Genomic DNA, 14,828 nt, shown 5'->3' on the forward strand with positions numbered 1-14,828 from the left:
CTTTACGACGAACAATTCATACCAGAGAATAAGAAGCTTGAAGACGGCGCTTTTGAATATCCGTTGGTATATCCTAGGTCAGAATCCGTTCCCCAACCGCTATCCAAATACATTCTATTCATAACCATATTGGCAACTTCTTCTGCTGCCATTCTAGACTGCGCAGCACTCCCACTCGAGATTATGCCATTATAAAGTTCGAAATAAGTATTGAGATATGCAGTAGCACCCTGCCTCAATATTCCACTTCCGTTACCGTGATGCTGAAAGGCCTGAGTTAAGGTTATATTGGTACTTACATTTAGTTCCAATGCCAGTGAGCTATTAATACCCAATTTGGTAGTGTCTCTGACAGTAGCGACCATTGTTCTCCAACAATCCTTTGTGGTATTACTTGGGTTGCTTCCCATTTGGGGGAATACATTTTTGATACTATTACCATTACTGCCCGGAAGTGTCTGACCGCCCTGATACCAGAAGCCATGAGAGCGACCTCCAGATAAAATAGGGGTATCGCAAAGTGGCTGTGTATTACCCGATGTTTGAGAAAGGTTGCCAGACAACTGGCCTGACATACTGCAGGAGTTTGTGGCCCAAACTGACTTTACCGGTAATGAAGTAAGCGCTGCACCGACGGCTGCTTTTTTTATAAAACCACGGCGTGATTGTTTTGACTGGTTTGACTCCATTTACCTCTCCTGATCCCTTATAACAGACTTAACGCAACTTATGGAAAAAGTATGCCAAAAATTCAAGCCTCTGATTATATTGTTTTTTATTTTTTTATATTAGTCAATAGTTGAATGTGCTGTAAAGAAAGTTGACAATTTTTTATACAATTCAATAGGAGGTTACCCCTATATTTCGTTGTGCGCAATAGCTTTAGTGCAGGTCTGATCACGAAAAAGCATTAACCAGAATTAACCAGAAAATGATAAAGCGTGCATTATTTTCCTACGGCATCAGGCGAGCTTAACGTGCAGGTAATGAAGGCACTTATCGCACTGGATGGATTGTCTTTCCTGGAGACAAGATAGGTGGGGGCGTTGGCGATGTCATCATCGATAGATTGTACGAAGAGGCCATCCGTTTTATGCAAGCCCAGCAGTGAGCGCGGCACCATACCCAGGCCCATGCCAGCAATAACACAGCCAATCATGGTGAAATGGCTTGGAATCTCGATGACTTTATCGCAAGTATGCCCATGGCGGGTTAACCAGGTTTCGAGTCGGTGGCGATAGGAGCATCCTTTGTTATAACCGACCATTGTTAGTGAGCCCGGTAGTTCAGGTAGTTGTTGCCAATCAGCAGGCATGATCAACACAAGTTCTTCATCGAAGCAGTGCGTTGTGTTGAGCCTTGGATCGCTGGGTGGGTCTGAGGCCATCACCAGATCTAATTCACCTTCCAGTACCTTATCGATTAAAGGCATAGACGCCATCGTCATTAATTCAAGTTGCACCGCGCTGTATTGATGATGGAATTGCGACAGGATGAAAGGAAGCCTGGATGCGGCGCTGCTCTCCATGGAACCGAGTCTGAGCAAGCCCGAAGGTTCAGTTTCAGTTAGCTCGGCTATTGCACTTTTTTGCAACTGAAGAATCTTGTCGGCGTACTCCAGTAATCTGAGCCCAGCGGAGGTGACCGTCAGGCGATTATTCTCGCGAAGAAATAAATTAATACCCAGCTCACTCTCTAATTTTTTGATACGAGCGGTGATGTTTGACGGCACGCGATGCAGTGCTTCTGCTGCACGACTGACGCCGTTATGCTCAACCACGGCTTTTAATACGAGTAAATCTGAAATATCCATAGGGCTTTATTTTTCATATTTAGTGAATAGTTTTTTCTTTATTATTCATTATTAATGAATATGTGGGCATTTTATAATGTGTATCAATGAAAGCAAGCAGGAAATATAAATGCGTAATACGCTGAATACCGGTCAGACTTTTGACAATCAAACTATGCCACTTAAAGGCGTCATGTATGCCCTGGGGGCCGTGATGATCTGGACTGGATTTATTCTGGTTTCCAAAGCTGGCGCGTTAGCCGCACTGGCTATACCGGACATGATTATGGTGCGGTTTGGTACGGCATTTACGTTATTTTCGCCTTTCATCTGGCGCTATAGAAAAACGATTTTTCAGTGGAGAATGGGCGTGCTGGGCGCGATTGGCGGATTGGCTTACGCGTTGTCTGTGTTTAATGGCTTTGCTCATGCCCCCGCCACGCATGCCGCACTGCTGCTACCGGGATTGATGCCTATTATGATTGCAGTATTCGCCTATTTTGTAGCTGGTGAAAGACACACCAAGTCTTCCTGGATAGGCATTATTATTAGTAGTCTGGGCATTGCGGCATTATTAATTGAAACGCTGACATCTGATAACCGCTATTTGCAGGGAGACATAAGTTTTGTGGTTGCGTGCGTATTCTGGGGAGTCTTTACTGTGCTGTTGCGCAGATGGCAGTTTGCCCCCTGGCACGCCACACTGGGCATTATTGCTGTTACCACTGTACTGTTTACTCCAATATACATATTGTTTATGCCGCATCGTCTATTAGATGTGCCGTTGGAGATGGTGGGTTTACAGGCTTTCTATCAGGGGGTAATGGCAACTACGATCCAAATGGTATTATACGGCCGGGCGGTCCATTTGATTGGTGCGACTAAAATGGGCGGTCTGATGGCATTGGTGCCGGTATTCGCCAGTGTCATCGCCGTGCCCTTGTTTGGCGAACAATGGACGCTTGGGCTTACTATCGCATTAACACTAATACTGACTGGTACGTGTGTAAGTAATGTGCCCCTGAAGAATTGGCGGCTACTGGCACGCCGGAAGACCGTTTGTTCGGCCTGAAACCAGCAATCCTAAAATTAAACAAACGCACTTAGCAGGCTGTTCAGATAACGCCTGCCTTGTGCGGTTACCTGCCAATGACGTTCTGATTCCAATAGCAGGCCTTGCTCTACCGCTTTATTTAACTCCATCTGTTGAGCGATGGTGAGCGTTGTGCCGGTAAATGCTTCGAAGTCAGCTTTTGGGCACGGCTCGACGAGACGAAAGCGATTCATAAAAAATTCAAAGGCCACATCATCCGATTCGACGAGTTGGGCTGAATCCAGATATTCCCGTCCCAATGTCATATAACCGCGCGGGTGTTTGACCTTGACTGTGCGAGTGATAGTACCCGAATCTGCATCGGTAATTTTACCGTGTGCGCCGCAGCCAATGCCCAGATAGTCACCAAAGCGCCAGTAATTCAAATTGTGCCGACATTGATAGCCCGGTTTGCTGTAGCCGGATATTTCATATTGTTCATACCCAGCTGCTTGTAAACGGGCATGACCGGCGTTCTGAATATCCCACAGAACGTCGTCGTTCGGTAATTCGGGCGGGCGTGAGTAAAACGGGGTGTTGGGCTCAATAGTCAGCTGATACCAGGACAGGTGCTCAGGTTGTTGGTCAATGGCGTCATTGAGATCCTGTAGAGCGTTGTCCAGAGATTGTTCAGGTAAACCGTGCATTAAATCTATGTTCATGCTGCGAGCACCGCTGTGCTTTGCCTGGCCTAGCGCGAAACGCGCCTGTTTATCATCGTGAATTCGCCCAAGCACTTTCAGGTGATCAGGTTGGAAGCTCTGCACACCAACAGAAAAGCGATTCACGCCAGCTTGTACAAAGCCGTCAAAACGCGCCGCTTCGATGGTTCCCGGATTAGCTTCCATGGTAATTTCAGCATCGTCAGCCAGCGCTACGCGTTCGGCAACGCCATTGAGTAAATGGGCAATGCTGTCAGGTTCAAACAAGCTCGGTGTACCGCCACCAATAAAAATGGTGGTGACCTCCCGATTACCAATGGATTTTGCATCGGTTACCAGATCATCCAACAGGTGCGCGACATACTCCTTTTCAGGAATAACGCCTTTTTGCGCGTGGGAGTTAAAGTCACAATAAGGACACTTTTGTACACACCACGGAATATGGATGTACAGGCTTAACGGTGGATTACGCAAAGGTCTGCTTCATGCTGTTGAGTAACTGTTGCATTGCCTGACCGCGATGACTCGCGGTATTTTTCTGGGCTTTTGTCAGCTCTGCAGCAGTACATTTAAAACTGTTGGCGTAAAACACAGGATCATAACCAAAACCCCCTTCGCCATGTCGCTGGCGGGTAATACTGCCATGCCACTGGCCTTCACTGATTAAGGGGATGGGGTCATCAGCATGACGCATAAACACCAGTACACACTGGAAGTGTGCGTTGCGTTGATTGTCGTCACCCAGCGCTTCGAGCAATTTGGTAATGTTGTCATCATCCGATGCGGATTCACCTGCGAAACGCGATGAGTAAATGCCCGGGGCGCCACCTAACAAATCCACAACCAAGCCGGAATCATCGGCAATGGCGGGTAATCCGGTTTCTTTGGCGGCATGGCGGGCTTTAATAATGGCGTTTTCCACGAAGGTGGTACCGGTTTCAGGCACACTACTCACATTCAGCGAACTTTGCGGGATCACTTCGATAGACAGTGCTTCAAACAGGCTGGCAAACTCTTTCACTTTGCCCGCGTTGCCCGTAGCAAGGACGATTTTTTCAGGGAAGCTCATGATGTTGATTTTCCTTTACCGGTGTTTGCTTTTTTCTTCGCTTTGGCCTTTGCCTGGGCCTTGGTTTTTGCAGGCTTTTTCTTGCCTTTGGTCGACGGCGCTTTGTTTTTGGGACGCAGTTCGCTAATGACGCGAGCTTTAACCGGCTCATTCATATAGCGGCCAACCCGGCCAATCATCTCATAATCATGCGCTTCAACCAGAGCAATGGCGGTGCCTTTAGCTCCAGCTCGACCGGTGCGACCTATACGGTGCACATACACGTCGGCCTTGCGAGGCATGTCGAAGTTAATGACATGGCTCACATTGGGCACGTCAATACCGCGGGCAGCAACATCGGTAGCCGACAAAATGGGAACCGTACCACTTTTAAAACGGCCTAGGGCGGCTATTCGCTTATCCTGAGGCATTTCACCTTGCAGATAGCACACTTCAATGCCTTGTTTTTGTAATTGCTCACGTAACCATTGCAGACGCTCACGTGTTTTTACAAAGACCACGGCGCTGCTAATTTGGGTTTTCAGAATATGGATTAACAGGGCAACTTTGTGATCCAGGTCATCGGCCAGGTGATACCACTGATGGATTTTGGCTTTTTCTCGACGAGGCGGATCGGCTTCTACCACCGCGGGTTCATTGAGCAGGTCATTGGAGAAGTGCTTAACACCAGCCCCTTCAAGCGTCGCTGAGAACAACATGTTTTGTTTACGCCAGCGCGCTTCAGAGGCAATCTGATTCACAATGGCCGAAAAGCCCATGTCCAGCATGCGGTCGGCTTCGTCGAGAATTAAACATTCGATATCGCGGCAGTCGGCACTTTCCTGTTGAATGTGCTCGAACAAGCGGCCCGGTGTAGCGACCAGAATATCCAGATTCTGACTTAATGTTTCTTTGTCTGTGCCATAGTTGATGCCACCGGTGATCACGCCGCACACCAAATTGGTAAATTGCGTCACCGCTTTCGCTTGTTCAAACACCTGCAGCGCGAGTTCCCGGGTAGGTGTGAGTATCAGAATGCGGGTGGCGCCGGGATGCTGGCGTGGGAAGTCCAGCAAAAACTGACAGGCTGGTAACAAAAACGCCAGGGTTTTGCCTGTGCCTGTGGGGGCCGACGCCAGGACGTCTTTACCTTCCATTGCAACAGGAACCACCATCGTCTGAATGGTAGTAGGGCGGGTCAAACCCATTTCTGTCAGGGCACGGCAAAGCTTGTCGTCGAGTTCTAATTCTTCAAATGTCATTAATAGTCAGATATGCACTTCGTTCAATGGCGCTATTGTAGCACTATTTGGGTTGAACACTGCCACATTCAGACAGATATTCAGTGATTGCGTGTAATCGCTGGGCGGTTAATTGCTTTTTGATTTCCGGCCCTTTTGCGCCGCTGGCAATAATGCGCTGCACGTCGATGCGTTTAGCGACATCAAGAGAGCCCGTAAAGCATTCTGCCTGTATGGATGTCGGCTGTTCTGCTGGCCAGTATTTCGCTACCTGCAGTAATTGCGAAAGCCGTTCCGGTCTGCGCCAGGCATCTACCTTGTTTAACACGCTTAGCAGCGCTTCTGCGTTTTGTTGTGCTGCGGCCAAATGATTTAGCAACTGGCAGGCATTCAGTGCAGCATCCTGCTCCAGATTGGGCGCTTTCAGGTGTGTGCCCAAGTTACGAACCTGGCTTTCTGTTAATGCAGAGCACAGTAACGCCCAGCGTGTGGGCAAGTCCGCGTCGTCTGCCGCTGATTTGTTCAATTGAGACAACAGGCAAGGCAACTCGGCCAGATTATCTAGCTCGGGCATCCATATATTGAGGGCTCCCACCTTCTTCAATATCTCGAAATAGACCGCAGGCGTGCCTTCCATCAGGCTTCGACTGGTTTCTTTCCATACCCGCTCCTGACTTAACGCTTTGATGTCCGGCGTACTGCACATTGCTGTCATCAGCGCGACAGTCTCAGGCGCTACTTTAAAACCGAGATAATCGTAACGGGCGGCAAACCGCGCGACCCGAAATACACGTAAAGGGTCTTCACTGAAAGCGTCACTGACATGACGCAGAACTTTGTTGATTAAATCCTGCTGACCGTTAAATGGGTCTATAATGTTGCCATCATCGCTCATGGCCATGGCATTTACGGTTAAATCGCGGCGGCGCAGATCTTCTTCAAGAGTGACATCCGGGCTCGCATGGCATACAAAGCCGGTATAGCCTTCACCTGATTTACGTTCAGTGCGCGCCAGGGCATATTCTTCCCCGGTTTTGGGGTGTAAGAATACCGGGAAGTCTTTGCCTACTTGCTGAAAGCCTTTGTTCAGCAGTTGATCCGGGGTTGCGCCCACAACCACCCAGTCGCGTTCTGTGACAGGGCGGTGTAACAGTGTATCGCGCACGGCGCCACCAACTAAGTAGGTTTGCATAGATGTGTATCTTCCTTCAGTTAAGCCGATATTATGCCTGACTAAGCGCATGAAAACACGGGGTTGTTGACTTAACCCCCGAGTCTGATAGTTTACCGGCAACAAGGAATATCCAACCGGCTGACATGTTTTTACACTATTTCGGACTAACCGATAACCCGTTCTCGATTGCGCCTAATCCGGACTACCTCTACATGAGTCCGCGTCACAAGGAAGCGCTTGCCCACCTCACCTTTGGTTTACGGGAGAGTGGCGGGTTTGTGATGCTTACCGGAGAGGTAGGTACGGGTAAAACAACGGTATCGAGAAAGCTGCTGCAGCAATTGCCTGATTCTACCCAGGTAGCGATGATCCTGAATCCGACGCTGTCAGCCATTGAACTGCTGGCGACAGTGTGTGATGAGCTGGGTATTGAATACGAACATCAGCAGGCCAGCCTGAAGTATTTTACTGACAAGATCCTGAATAAGTTAGCCGCCAACCATGCAGCAGGTAAAAATACCGTGCTGATGATTGATGAAGCACAGCACTTGCTTCCTGAAGTACTGGAACAACTGCGCTTGCTGACAAACCTGGAAACCAACCGCGAAAAGTTACTCAAGGTCGTGTTAATTGGTCAGCCAGAATTGCAACAGCTGCTTAAGCGCAATGAACTGCGTCAGCTCGCACAGCGGATCACAGCGCGCTATCACTTACTGCCACTTAACAGCGATGAAGTAAAAGCGTATGTCGGTCACCGCCTGAGTGTTGCGGGGGGGGATGTCAGTATCTTTAGTCCGGCAACGTTACGTGCAATGTATCGGGTAACGGCGGGTATTCCCCGGGTAATTAATTTGCTGTGTGATCGCGCGATGACACTGGCCTTTACCCAACAGCAACCCACCGTGAAAAAGCACTTGTTAATGGCGGCAGCCAGCCAAATTCTCGGCGATGACGTGGTAGAGCAGCGCTTAAAAGGCCAGAAAACACTGACCATGGCCGCGGTATTCTGCGTCACTGTGGTCATCGGTTACTGGTGGGGGAGTCTGTAATGAAGACTATCGTTATTCAGGATGCTCAGCCGGGCATGATGATCACGCGGGTGACCCAGCAGAACGGTCCGGTAAAAATTCAGAAATCCGGCCTGATTACCAGTCAGACAATGATCCAGGGATTGATTGAGATGGGCGTTCAGGAAATCGAATACGATCCTGATCAAACCGTTGAGATATGTCTGGATGACGAACAACAAGCAGTGAGTACGCCAACACAGGCGTTGCTGCGAGGACAGTTTGATTCTCAGGCACGAAAAGCCGATGCGGCGATTAACGAGCAGTTTAACCGCAGCTTATTTTTACCTACGGTAAATGGGTTGCCTGCCTGGTGGCAGCGTGCACTTAAGCCTGTTGCTCTTTACGGGTTACTTGGCTTTGGTGGTTTAGCCTGTGGGTTTGTACTGGCAAAGTTGCCCTCCTGGTACGAAACCATAGTTTCGCCAGCGCCGATTGCACAGCAACCAGTCGCAACGCCTGTGCCTCAGACCGCAGCTGGTCAGCAGACGCCAACGCCTCAGAAAACGAGTTTGAATGACTCACCAGTAGCTCAAACTGAACCTGCACAGACTGAAAAGTCAGATACTGTTGCACAGGAAGAGAATACAGCCGGAACACCAGACCCGACTGCTGACAGTGTTGAGTCCGAAGGCGTTGTCGAAGAGAACATTATTAACGCAGAGCCAGACGACAATGTGTCTGTATCGCCTGAGCTTATGGCTCGATTTAATAAAGTGCTGTCTGATCTGGAAAAAGAAGACAGTGGCGAAGAGCCTGTGCCCACTCAGCCCAAAGTCACGGTGCATGATGACATCAAACGCATTGACCAACTGCCGGCACGCTTGTTAACGCGCTTACCAACAATGGATTTCAGTGCGCACATGTATGCGACTGTGCCGCGCGATCGTTGGGTTAGGGTAAACGGTCAGGATAAAACCGAAGGCGACTGGATTGATGATCGCGTACAAATTGTCAATATTGAAGCACAGCGGGTGGTGTTGCGATTTGAAGGGGAAGTGTTTGCCATGACGGCGCTAACTGACTGGTAACAGGCAGACGGGTCATCTTCCCAATCCCGGTGGTCAGCTAGCCGGGCATTTGGTGAATAAACACCTCTGAGAAGAACTTTGGCAAGTTGAGAGCAAACTCTTCCGGACCGATACTCGCCACAATCTCATCACTGGACTTTGCCAGATCCAGCCGTTTGATTTCAGAATAGTGACCGCTGTTAATGCTGTAAAACGTCATTACCACTGGTGTCAGTAAGTTAGACGGGTTTTTCTGGCTGACAATCCCTAGTTTACCACTACTTAGTTTTACCAAAGAGCCCACCGGATAAATACCCAGCACGCCAATTAAGCGATTGACCAATGACTGGTCCAGCCCACTATTTTGTGACAGTGATTTAAGCACCTTATTGTTTGGCAGCGACTGCCCAAAGGGCGCTGCCATGCCAAGACGTGAAAATTCATCGATGACGGCGGCGACTTTCGCCAGTGGGTGAATAAGTTCGTCAGTTAATTTATTGGGGTAGCCTGAGCCGTCAATCCGTTCCTGGTGCTGGCTAATAATGTCAATGACGGTGTCGGAAATTCCCTCAGCCTGGGAAAGCAGCGCTAAAGATTCCGAGACATGCTGTCGATATGCCTGTCGCTGTGTATCGTTTAACTGGTGTTCAGGTACGCACAACTCATTGGGAACATTGATCATGCCCGTATCCATAAGTAAACCGGCAAGACTGGCTTGTTCTACATCATCCTGTTCATACCCCAACTCATTGGTGAGGATGGCCATGTAGATGCTGCAGTTGATGGAGTGCTCTAACAGGAAATCTTTACCACGCTGAATCATGCTAAGGCACATTAACGCGTCTTTATTGTCCAACACGCTTTCCAGAATATTTTGTGTCAGGGCACTGAGTTTGGTGACGTCCGCACCTTTTCCTGCTTCTAATTGCGAGAGAAAACGCTGCTGAATGGTTACCGCCTTTTGATACAGGGCTTCTGCTGCTTGCAGACTGTCAGAGGTGAAGCCATTCTGCTTTTCCGGTGTAGGCTTGTCAGCTTGTTTTACGGGCTCAGCTGATTCGGTAGGTGGCTCAATGGGGGCGTCATTGTTTTCTTCTGGTGCCAGACCTTTAGTGCAATCAATTTCGACGCGCTCTACACCCTTTGCCCGCAACACCTCAATGACTTTTTCCGAGCGAACCACGCCTTTTGAACGGATTTTGACTTTACCCGTGTCATCAAGTACCTGATTGACGTACATCCCTGGTAATAATTCATCGATGGTGATACACCGAAGCATGCGCACTCCCACTTATTGAGGCAACCGTTCATACAATACATCCAATTATAGTGCAGTTTGTAGAGAAGTAATTAAACTTTTGTTTAATATGAGATTAAGTGAAGATTATTTATGCGCAATGGCGGTGGGATGGAAAATAGACTGACACAGGTCTTTTTGTCTGTTTACAAGAAAAGGGCCGTTTAAAAGAAAGGTGTCCGTTAAAAAGAAAAGTGGCCGCAAAAAAGCGACCACCATAATAGCAAATTACTATAGCCAGGCCGGTTGGTTGGCTTCGTAGGATTCGATTTTCTCGCCCAGTTCGAGCGTTTGACCAATGGCATCCAGGCCTTTAACCAGGTTGTTCTTGTGATGTTCTGCAATATCAAACGTCCAGCTTTGCTCACCGACTGTTACGGTTTGAGCCGGTAAATCGATAGCTAGTTCGGCGGTGGCGTCAGCAGCAACAGCGGCAAACAGGCTGTCCATTTGATCGCTGGTCAGTGCAATAGGCAGCAATTGGTTGTTCATGCAGTTGCCGTAAAAGATGTCGGCGAAGCTGGTGGCAATTACCGCTTTAAAACCGAAATCTGTCAGCGCCCATGGTGCGTGTTCACGACTTGACCCACAACCAAAGTTTTCGCGAGACAACAATATCGTTGCGCCGGCGTGTTCCGGTTTGTTCAGCACAAACTCCGGGTTCGGCTCTTTTTCTTCCAGATCCAGATAGCGCCAGTCGTGGAACAGGTGCTTACCGAAACCTGCACGGCTTACGCTGGTCAGAAATTGCTTTGGAATGATTTGGTCTGTATCAACGTTGGCCTGATCCAGAGGGCATGCGGTGCCGGTTAATACGTTAATTCCGGTAGTTGATTCGCTCATGGTTTACTCCTGAAAATCTCTGACGTCGGCAAACTTACCACGTAATGCAGCGGCGGCGGCCATTGCCGGACTTACCAGGTGAGTGCGCGCACCACGTCCCTGACGGCCTTCAAAGTTACGGTTGCTGGTAGACGCACAACGGTCACCCGCTTGCAGCAGGTCATCGTTCATCCCCAGACACATTGAACAGCCCGGTAAGCGCCATTCAAAGCCGGCGTCGGTAAAGATTTTATCCAGACCTTCCGCTTCCGCCTGACGCTTAACTGCGCCTGAGCCAGGTACAATGATAGCTGTTACATTCTCGGATACTTTACCTTGTTTGGCGATTGACGCTACGGCACGTAAATCTTCAATACGACCATTGGTACAGGAACCAATAAACACATGTGAAACAGGAATATCAGCCAGCTTATCACCGGCATTAATGCCCATGTAAGCCAGCGCTTTTCTTGCCGATTCTTTTTCTACCGGATCGCTGAAATCTTCCGGGCCAGGTACGGGTGTTGTTACACCGATAACCTGACCAGGGTTGGTACCCCAGGTAACCTGAGGCGCGATATCCGCTGCTTCAAGTTCAACAACGGTATCAAACTGTGCGCCTTCATCGGTAAACAGCGTTTTCCAATAAGCGACGGCTGCGTCCCAGTCTGCGCCTTTGGGGGCAAATTCGCGACCCTGCAGGTAGTCAAAGGTGGTCTGGTCTGGTGCAATCATACCCGCCTTGGCACCGGCTTCGATGCTCATGTTACAAATGGTCATGCGCTCTTCCATCGATAAGGCTTCGATGGCTTCGCCGCAATATTCGATTACATGCGCGGTGGCACCTGCGTGACCAATCTTGCCAATGATGGCCAGAATGATGTCTTTGGCGGTAATCCCTGTCGCCAGCTTGCCATTGACCTTAATTTGCATGGTCTTTGCGCGGCTTTGCTTCAGTGTTTGCGTTGCCAGTACGTGCTCGACCTGAGACGTACCAATACCGAACGCCAGTGCACCAAAGGCACCGTGCGTGGCAGTGTGAGAATCACCGCATACCACAGTCATGCCGGGTAAAATTAAACCCAGCTCGGGACCCATGACGTGCACAATACCTTGTTTTTGGTGGCCAACCGGGAACAGTTTTACATTGTGTTCCTCGCAGTTTTTCGCCAGCGTTTGCAACTGCAATTGGTTTTGTGGGCCACAGGCATCCAGTGCCAGACTGCGGGTAGAGATGCTGTGATCCATGGTTGCGAAAGTGCGGTCCGGACGGCGCACTTTGCGGCCTTTTTCGTTCAGCCCGGCAAAAGCCTGGGGTGACGTGACTTCGTGAATCAAATGACGGTCAATGTAAATCAGGCTGTCTTCGCCTATCTGGTCAATCACATGCGCTTGCCAGACTTTATCGTATAAGGTTTTAGCCATGAGTCTGAACGCTCCTAAGCCAGTATGTGTTTAACAATGGCGTCACCTACCTGTACGGTGTTTGCCGCGTTGTGACGCTGATCTGCTGGCAGTAACTCGCCTGTTAAAATGCCAGCTTCCAATACATTTACCACTGCACTGTCGATGGCATCGGCTGCGTCAGTCAGGTTAAGACTGTAACGCAACATCATTGATGCCGACAGTATTTGCGCGATAGGGTTGGCAATGCCTTTACCCGCGATATCAGGTGCTGAACCACCAGCTGGCTCATACATACCAAAGCCGTCTTCGTTGAGACTGGCTGAAGGTAATAAACCCATGGAGCCCGTGATCATGGCGCATTCGTCGGAAATGATGTCACCAAACAGATTTGAACACAGCATCACGTCGAAGTGTGCAGGGTCTTTAATTAGCTGCATGGTCGCGTTGTCGATATAGATGTGCTCCAGCTCGACTTCCGGGTAATCCTTGGCGACTTCTTCGGTTACTTCGCGCCACAAGCGGCTGCAGACCAGTACATTCGCTTTGTCTACCGAGGTAACTCGTTTACCGCGTTTCATGGCTGCTTCGAACGCACTAACGGCAATACGACGAATTTCACGTTTGCTGTAGCGCATGGTATCGAAAGCATATTCTTCTTCACCTTCGCCCTCACGGCCTTTTGGCTTACCGAAGTAAATACCGCTGGTTAGCTCGCGCACAACCAATACGTCGACACCGCTGGCAGCGATGTCTTTGCGCAGGGGAGATAAATCTTCCAGGCCCGCATAAATCTTTGCCGGACGCAAGTTACTGAACAGATCGAAATGACTGCGCAGGGTTAACAGCGCTGCGCGTTCCGGGCGTTGTTCCAGTGGCAGCGTATCCCACTTGGGGCCGCCGATAGAGCCGAATAAAATGGCATCGGCTTGCTCACAGCCCAGCAGGGTTTTGGCTGGCAGGGCTTCGCCTTCCGTGTCGATAGCAAATCCACCAACCGGGTAGGCAGTGCGGTTAAATGAGACAGCAAATTTCTGTTCGATGGCATCCAGAACCTTATTGGCTTCCTGCATGACTTCCGGGCCGATGCCATCTCCGGCAAGTACGGCAATGTTATACTGACTCATTTATACTCCTGCTACGCGGTCTTGTTGATGCTTTTGCTGATCAATCTGATCAGCCAGATACGTGTTGTTTAATACGAAGATGAGGGCTTTTACACCGGCTTCGACGATGTCGGTTGCCAGGCCGATACCGTGGAAACGACGGCCTTTGTATTCAGTGATCACACTCACTGAGGCCAGTGCATCTGCACCTTCGCCTTTTGAATCCAGTTTGAAGTCGACAACTTCTAAATCATTATGACCCAACATGGCCATAATGGCTTTGTATGAGGCGTCTACCGGACCATTACCGGTTTCGCTGCGGGTGACAATGTCGTCACCAATTTTTAACTGCACAGTGGCGCTTGGAATAATTTCCTTGCCCGATGTCGCGTGCAGATACGTTAACTGATAATAAGCCTGATCGTGTTTCTGCTGATCGAAGAACAACAGTGCCTCCAGATCGTAGTCATACACCTGTCCTTTCTTGTCGGCCAGTTTCAGGAACGCCGCATAAATGGCTTCCAGATCGTAATCAGACTCTTTATAACCCAGCTCGTGTAGACGGTGTTTGATAACATGGCGGCCTGAACGTGATGTCAGGTTCAGGTGGTTCTTATTAATGCCGACACTTTCGGGAGTCATAATTTCATAGGTATTTTGCGCTTTTAAGACACCGTCCTGGTGGATACCTGATGAGTGGCTGAATGCGTTACTACCGACAATCGCCTTATTTGACTGAACCGGCATGTTACACAACTGACTAACCAGCTTGGACGTACGGCTGATTTCCTTCGAGTTGATATTGGTATTCAGGTCATACATGGCCTGACGGGTCTGCAGGATCATGGCGATTTCTTCCAGTGAACAGTTACCCGCGCGCTCACCGATACCGTTAATTGTACATTCTACCTGACGAGCGCCGTTTTCTACCGCAGCCAGGGAATTGGCCACTGCCAATCCTAAATCGTTGTGACAGTGCACAGAAATTGTGGCTTTGTCGATATTAGGGACGCGATTGAACAACTGCTTGATGATACCGCCAAATTCGGTTGGCGTTGTGTAACCCACGGTGTCCGGGATATTGACCGTGGTGGCGCCTGCATTGATGACCA

The 14,828-nt window shown here is 49.3% G+C and carries 14 protein-coding genes; 3 read left to right on the plus strand and 11 right to left on the minus strand.

The features are described from left to right. Positions 1–2: 2 nt before the first annotated feature. Both AC4MRN_RS03350 and AC4MRN_RS03355 read right to left on the minus strand, forming a co-directional pair. Positions 3–689 carry a twin-arginine translocation signal domain-containing protein gene (locus tag AC4MRN_RS03350; RefSeq protein WP_073323217.1) on the minus strand — a complete coding sequence of 229 codons (687 nt, stop codon included), beginning with the start codon at positions 687–689 and terminating at the stop codon, positions 3–5. A 257-nt stretch (positions 690–946) separates the two neighbouring features. After that, positions 947–1,813, minus strand: a complete 867-nt coding sequence (locus AC4MRN_RS03355) for a LysR substrate-binding domain-containing protein (protein ID WP_491202518.1) — start codon at positions 1,811–1,813, stop codon at positions 947–949. 109 nt (positions 1,814–1,922) lie between these two features. Here AC4MRN_RS03355 and AC4MRN_RS03360 point away from each other — a divergent pair, with 109 nt between their 5' ends. Next, the gene (locus AC4MRN_RS03360; RefSeq protein WP_491202519.1) at positions 1,923–2,864 is read left to right on the plus strand and encodes a DMT family transporter; all 942 of its coding nucleotides are present in this window, start codon (positions 1,923–1,925) and stop codon (positions 2,862–2,864) included. Positions 2,865–2,881: 17 nt separating this feature from the next. Here AC4MRN_RS03360 and hemW read toward each other — a convergent pair whose 3' ends face one another. Genes hemW through AC4MRN_RS03380 form a run of 4 tightly spaced genes read right to left on the minus strand, consistent with a single transcriptional unit; the run spans position 2,882 to position 7,028 of the window. Further along, positions 2,882–4,021 carry a radical SAM family heme chaperone HemW gene (gene hemW / locus AC4MRN_RS03365; protein ID WP_491202520.1) on the minus strand — a complete coding sequence of 380 codons (1,140 nt, stop codon included), beginning with the start codon at positions 4,019–4,021 and terminating at the stop codon, positions 2,882–2,884. Continuing rightward, the gene (gene rdgB / locus AC4MRN_RS03370; protein ID WP_155014058.1) at positions 4,014–4,616 is read right to left on the minus strand and encodes an RdgB/HAM1 family non-canonical purine NTP pyrophosphatase; all 603 of its coding nucleotides are present in this window, start codon (positions 4,614–4,616) and stop codon (positions 4,014–4,016) included. The genes hemW and rdgB overlap by 8 nt, the downstream gene beginning before the upstream one ends. After that, positions 4,613–5,857, minus strand: coding sequence for an ATP-dependent RNA helicase SrmB (gene srmB, locus AC4MRN_RS03375; protein ID WP_491202521.1), 1,245 nt, complete (start codon positions 5,855–5,857; stop codon positions 4,613–4,615). The genes rdgB and srmB overlap by 4 nt, the downstream gene beginning before the upstream one ends. Positions 5,858–5,900: 43 nt before the next feature. Next, positions 5,901–7,028 (minus strand): tRNA nucleotidyltransferase/poly(A) polymerase-related protein, encoded by a 1,128-nt coding sequence (locus AC4MRN_RS03380; RefSeq protein ID WP_370240134.1) that lies wholly within the window; start codon positions 7,026–7,028, stop codon positions 5,901–5,903. A gap of 125 nt (positions 7,029–7,153) precedes the next feature. On the opposite strand from AC4MRN_RS03380, the gene AC4MRN_RS03385 reads away from it, so the two are divergent. Continuing rightward, complete coding sequence (locus AC4MRN_RS03385) at positions 7,154–8,059, plus strand: ExeA family protein (RefSeq protein ID WP_073323203.1); 906 nt, start codon at positions 7,154–7,156, stop codon at positions 8,057–8,059. Continuing rightward, positions 8,059–9,108, plus strand: a complete 1,050-nt coding sequence (locus AC4MRN_RS03390) for a general secretion pathway protein GspB (protein ID WP_491202522.1) — start codon at positions 8,059–8,061, stop codon at positions 9,106–9,108. The genes AC4MRN_RS03385 and AC4MRN_RS03390 overlap by 1 nt, the downstream gene beginning before the upstream one ends. 37 nt (positions 9,109–9,145) lie before the next feature. Here the strand turns inward: AC4MRN_RS03390 and AC4MRN_RS03395 are convergent, their stop codons facing one another. The 5 genes from AC4MRN_RS03395 to AC4MRN_RS03415 form a co-directional block, all read right to left on the minus strand. Further along, a complete protein-coding gene (locus AC4MRN_RS03395; RefSeq protein WP_491202523.1) occupies positions 9,146–10,366 on the minus strand; it encodes a cyclic di-GMP phosphodiesterase in 1,221 nt (406 codons plus the stop codon). Between the two features lie 249 nt (positions 10,367–10,615). Further along, on the minus strand, positions 10,616–11,227 hold the full coding sequence (gene leuD / locus AC4MRN_RS03400) for a 3-isopropylmalate dehydratase small subunit (RefSeq protein ID WP_491202524.1): 612 nt from the start codon (positions 11,225–11,227) through the stop codon (positions 10,616–10,618). Between the two features lie 3 nt (positions 11,228–11,230). Next, positions 11,231–12,631, minus strand: a complete 1,401-nt coding sequence (gene leuC, locus AC4MRN_RS03405; RefSeq protein WP_255054126.1) for a 3-isopropylmalate dehydratase large subunit — start codon at positions 12,629–12,631, stop codon at positions 11,231–11,233. Between the two features lie 14 nt (positions 12,632–12,645). Beyond that, positions 12,646–13,737, minus strand: a complete 1,092-nt coding sequence (leuB, locus tag AC4MRN_RS03410; protein ID WP_073323194.1) for a 3-isopropylmalate dehydrogenase — start codon at positions 13,735–13,737, stop codon at positions 12,646–12,648. Continuing rightward, the coding region (locus tag AC4MRN_RS03415; protein WP_491202525.1) for a 2-isopropylmalate synthase at positions 13,738–14,828 on the minus strand (1,091 nt) is incomplete at its 5' end.

This window comes from Marisediminitalea sp. (genome assembly GCF_984433645.1).

Bases quoted from the DNA above. Each gene is read 5' to 3' on its own strand.
- AC4MRN_RS03350 (WP_073323217.1), bottom strand. From the start codon at position 689: ATGGAGTCAAACCAGTCAAAACAATCACGCCGTGGTTTTATAAAAAAA.
- AC4MRN_RS03355 (WP_491202518.1), bottom strand. From the start codon at position 1,813: ATGGATATTTCAGATTTACTCGTATTAAAAGCCGTGGTTGAGCATAAC.
- AC4MRN_RS03360 (WP_491202519.1), top strand. From the start codon at position 1,923: ATGCGTAATACGCTGAATACCGGTCAGACTTTTGACAATCAAACTATG.
- rdgB (WP_155014058.1), bottom strand. From the start codon at position 4,616: ATGAGCTTCCCTGAAAAAATCGTCCTTGCTACGGGCAACGCGGGCAAA.
- srmB (WP_491202521.1), bottom strand. From the start codon at position 5,857: ATGACATTTGAAGAATTAGAACTCGACGACAAGCTTTGCCGTGCCCTG.
- AC4MRN_RS03380 (WP_370240134.1), bottom strand. From the start codon at position 7,028: ATGCAAACCTACTTAGTTGGTGGCGCCGTGCGCGATACACTGTTACAC.
- AC4MRN_RS03385 (WP_073323203.1), top strand. From the start codon at position 7,154: ATGTTTTTACACTATTTCGGACTAACCGATAACCCGTTCTCGATTGCG.
- AC4MRN_RS03390 (WP_491202522.1), top strand. From the start codon at position 8,059: ATGAAGACTATCGTTATTCAGGATGCTCAGCCGGGCATGATGATCACG.
- AC4MRN_RS03395 (WP_491202523.1), bottom strand. From the start codon at position 10,366: ATGCTTCGGTGTATCACCATCGATGAATTATTACCAGGGATGTACGTC.
- leuD (WP_491202524.1), bottom strand. From the start codon at position 11,227: ATGAGCGAATCAACTACCGGAATTAACGTATTAACCGGCACCGCATGC.
- leuC (WP_255054126.1), bottom strand. From the start codon at position 12,631: ATGGCTAAAACCTTATACGATAAAGTCTGGCAAGCGCATGTGATTGAC.
- leuB (WP_073323194.1), bottom strand. From the start codon at position 13,737: ATGAGTCAGTATAACATTGCCGTACTTGCCGGAGATGGCATCGGCCCG.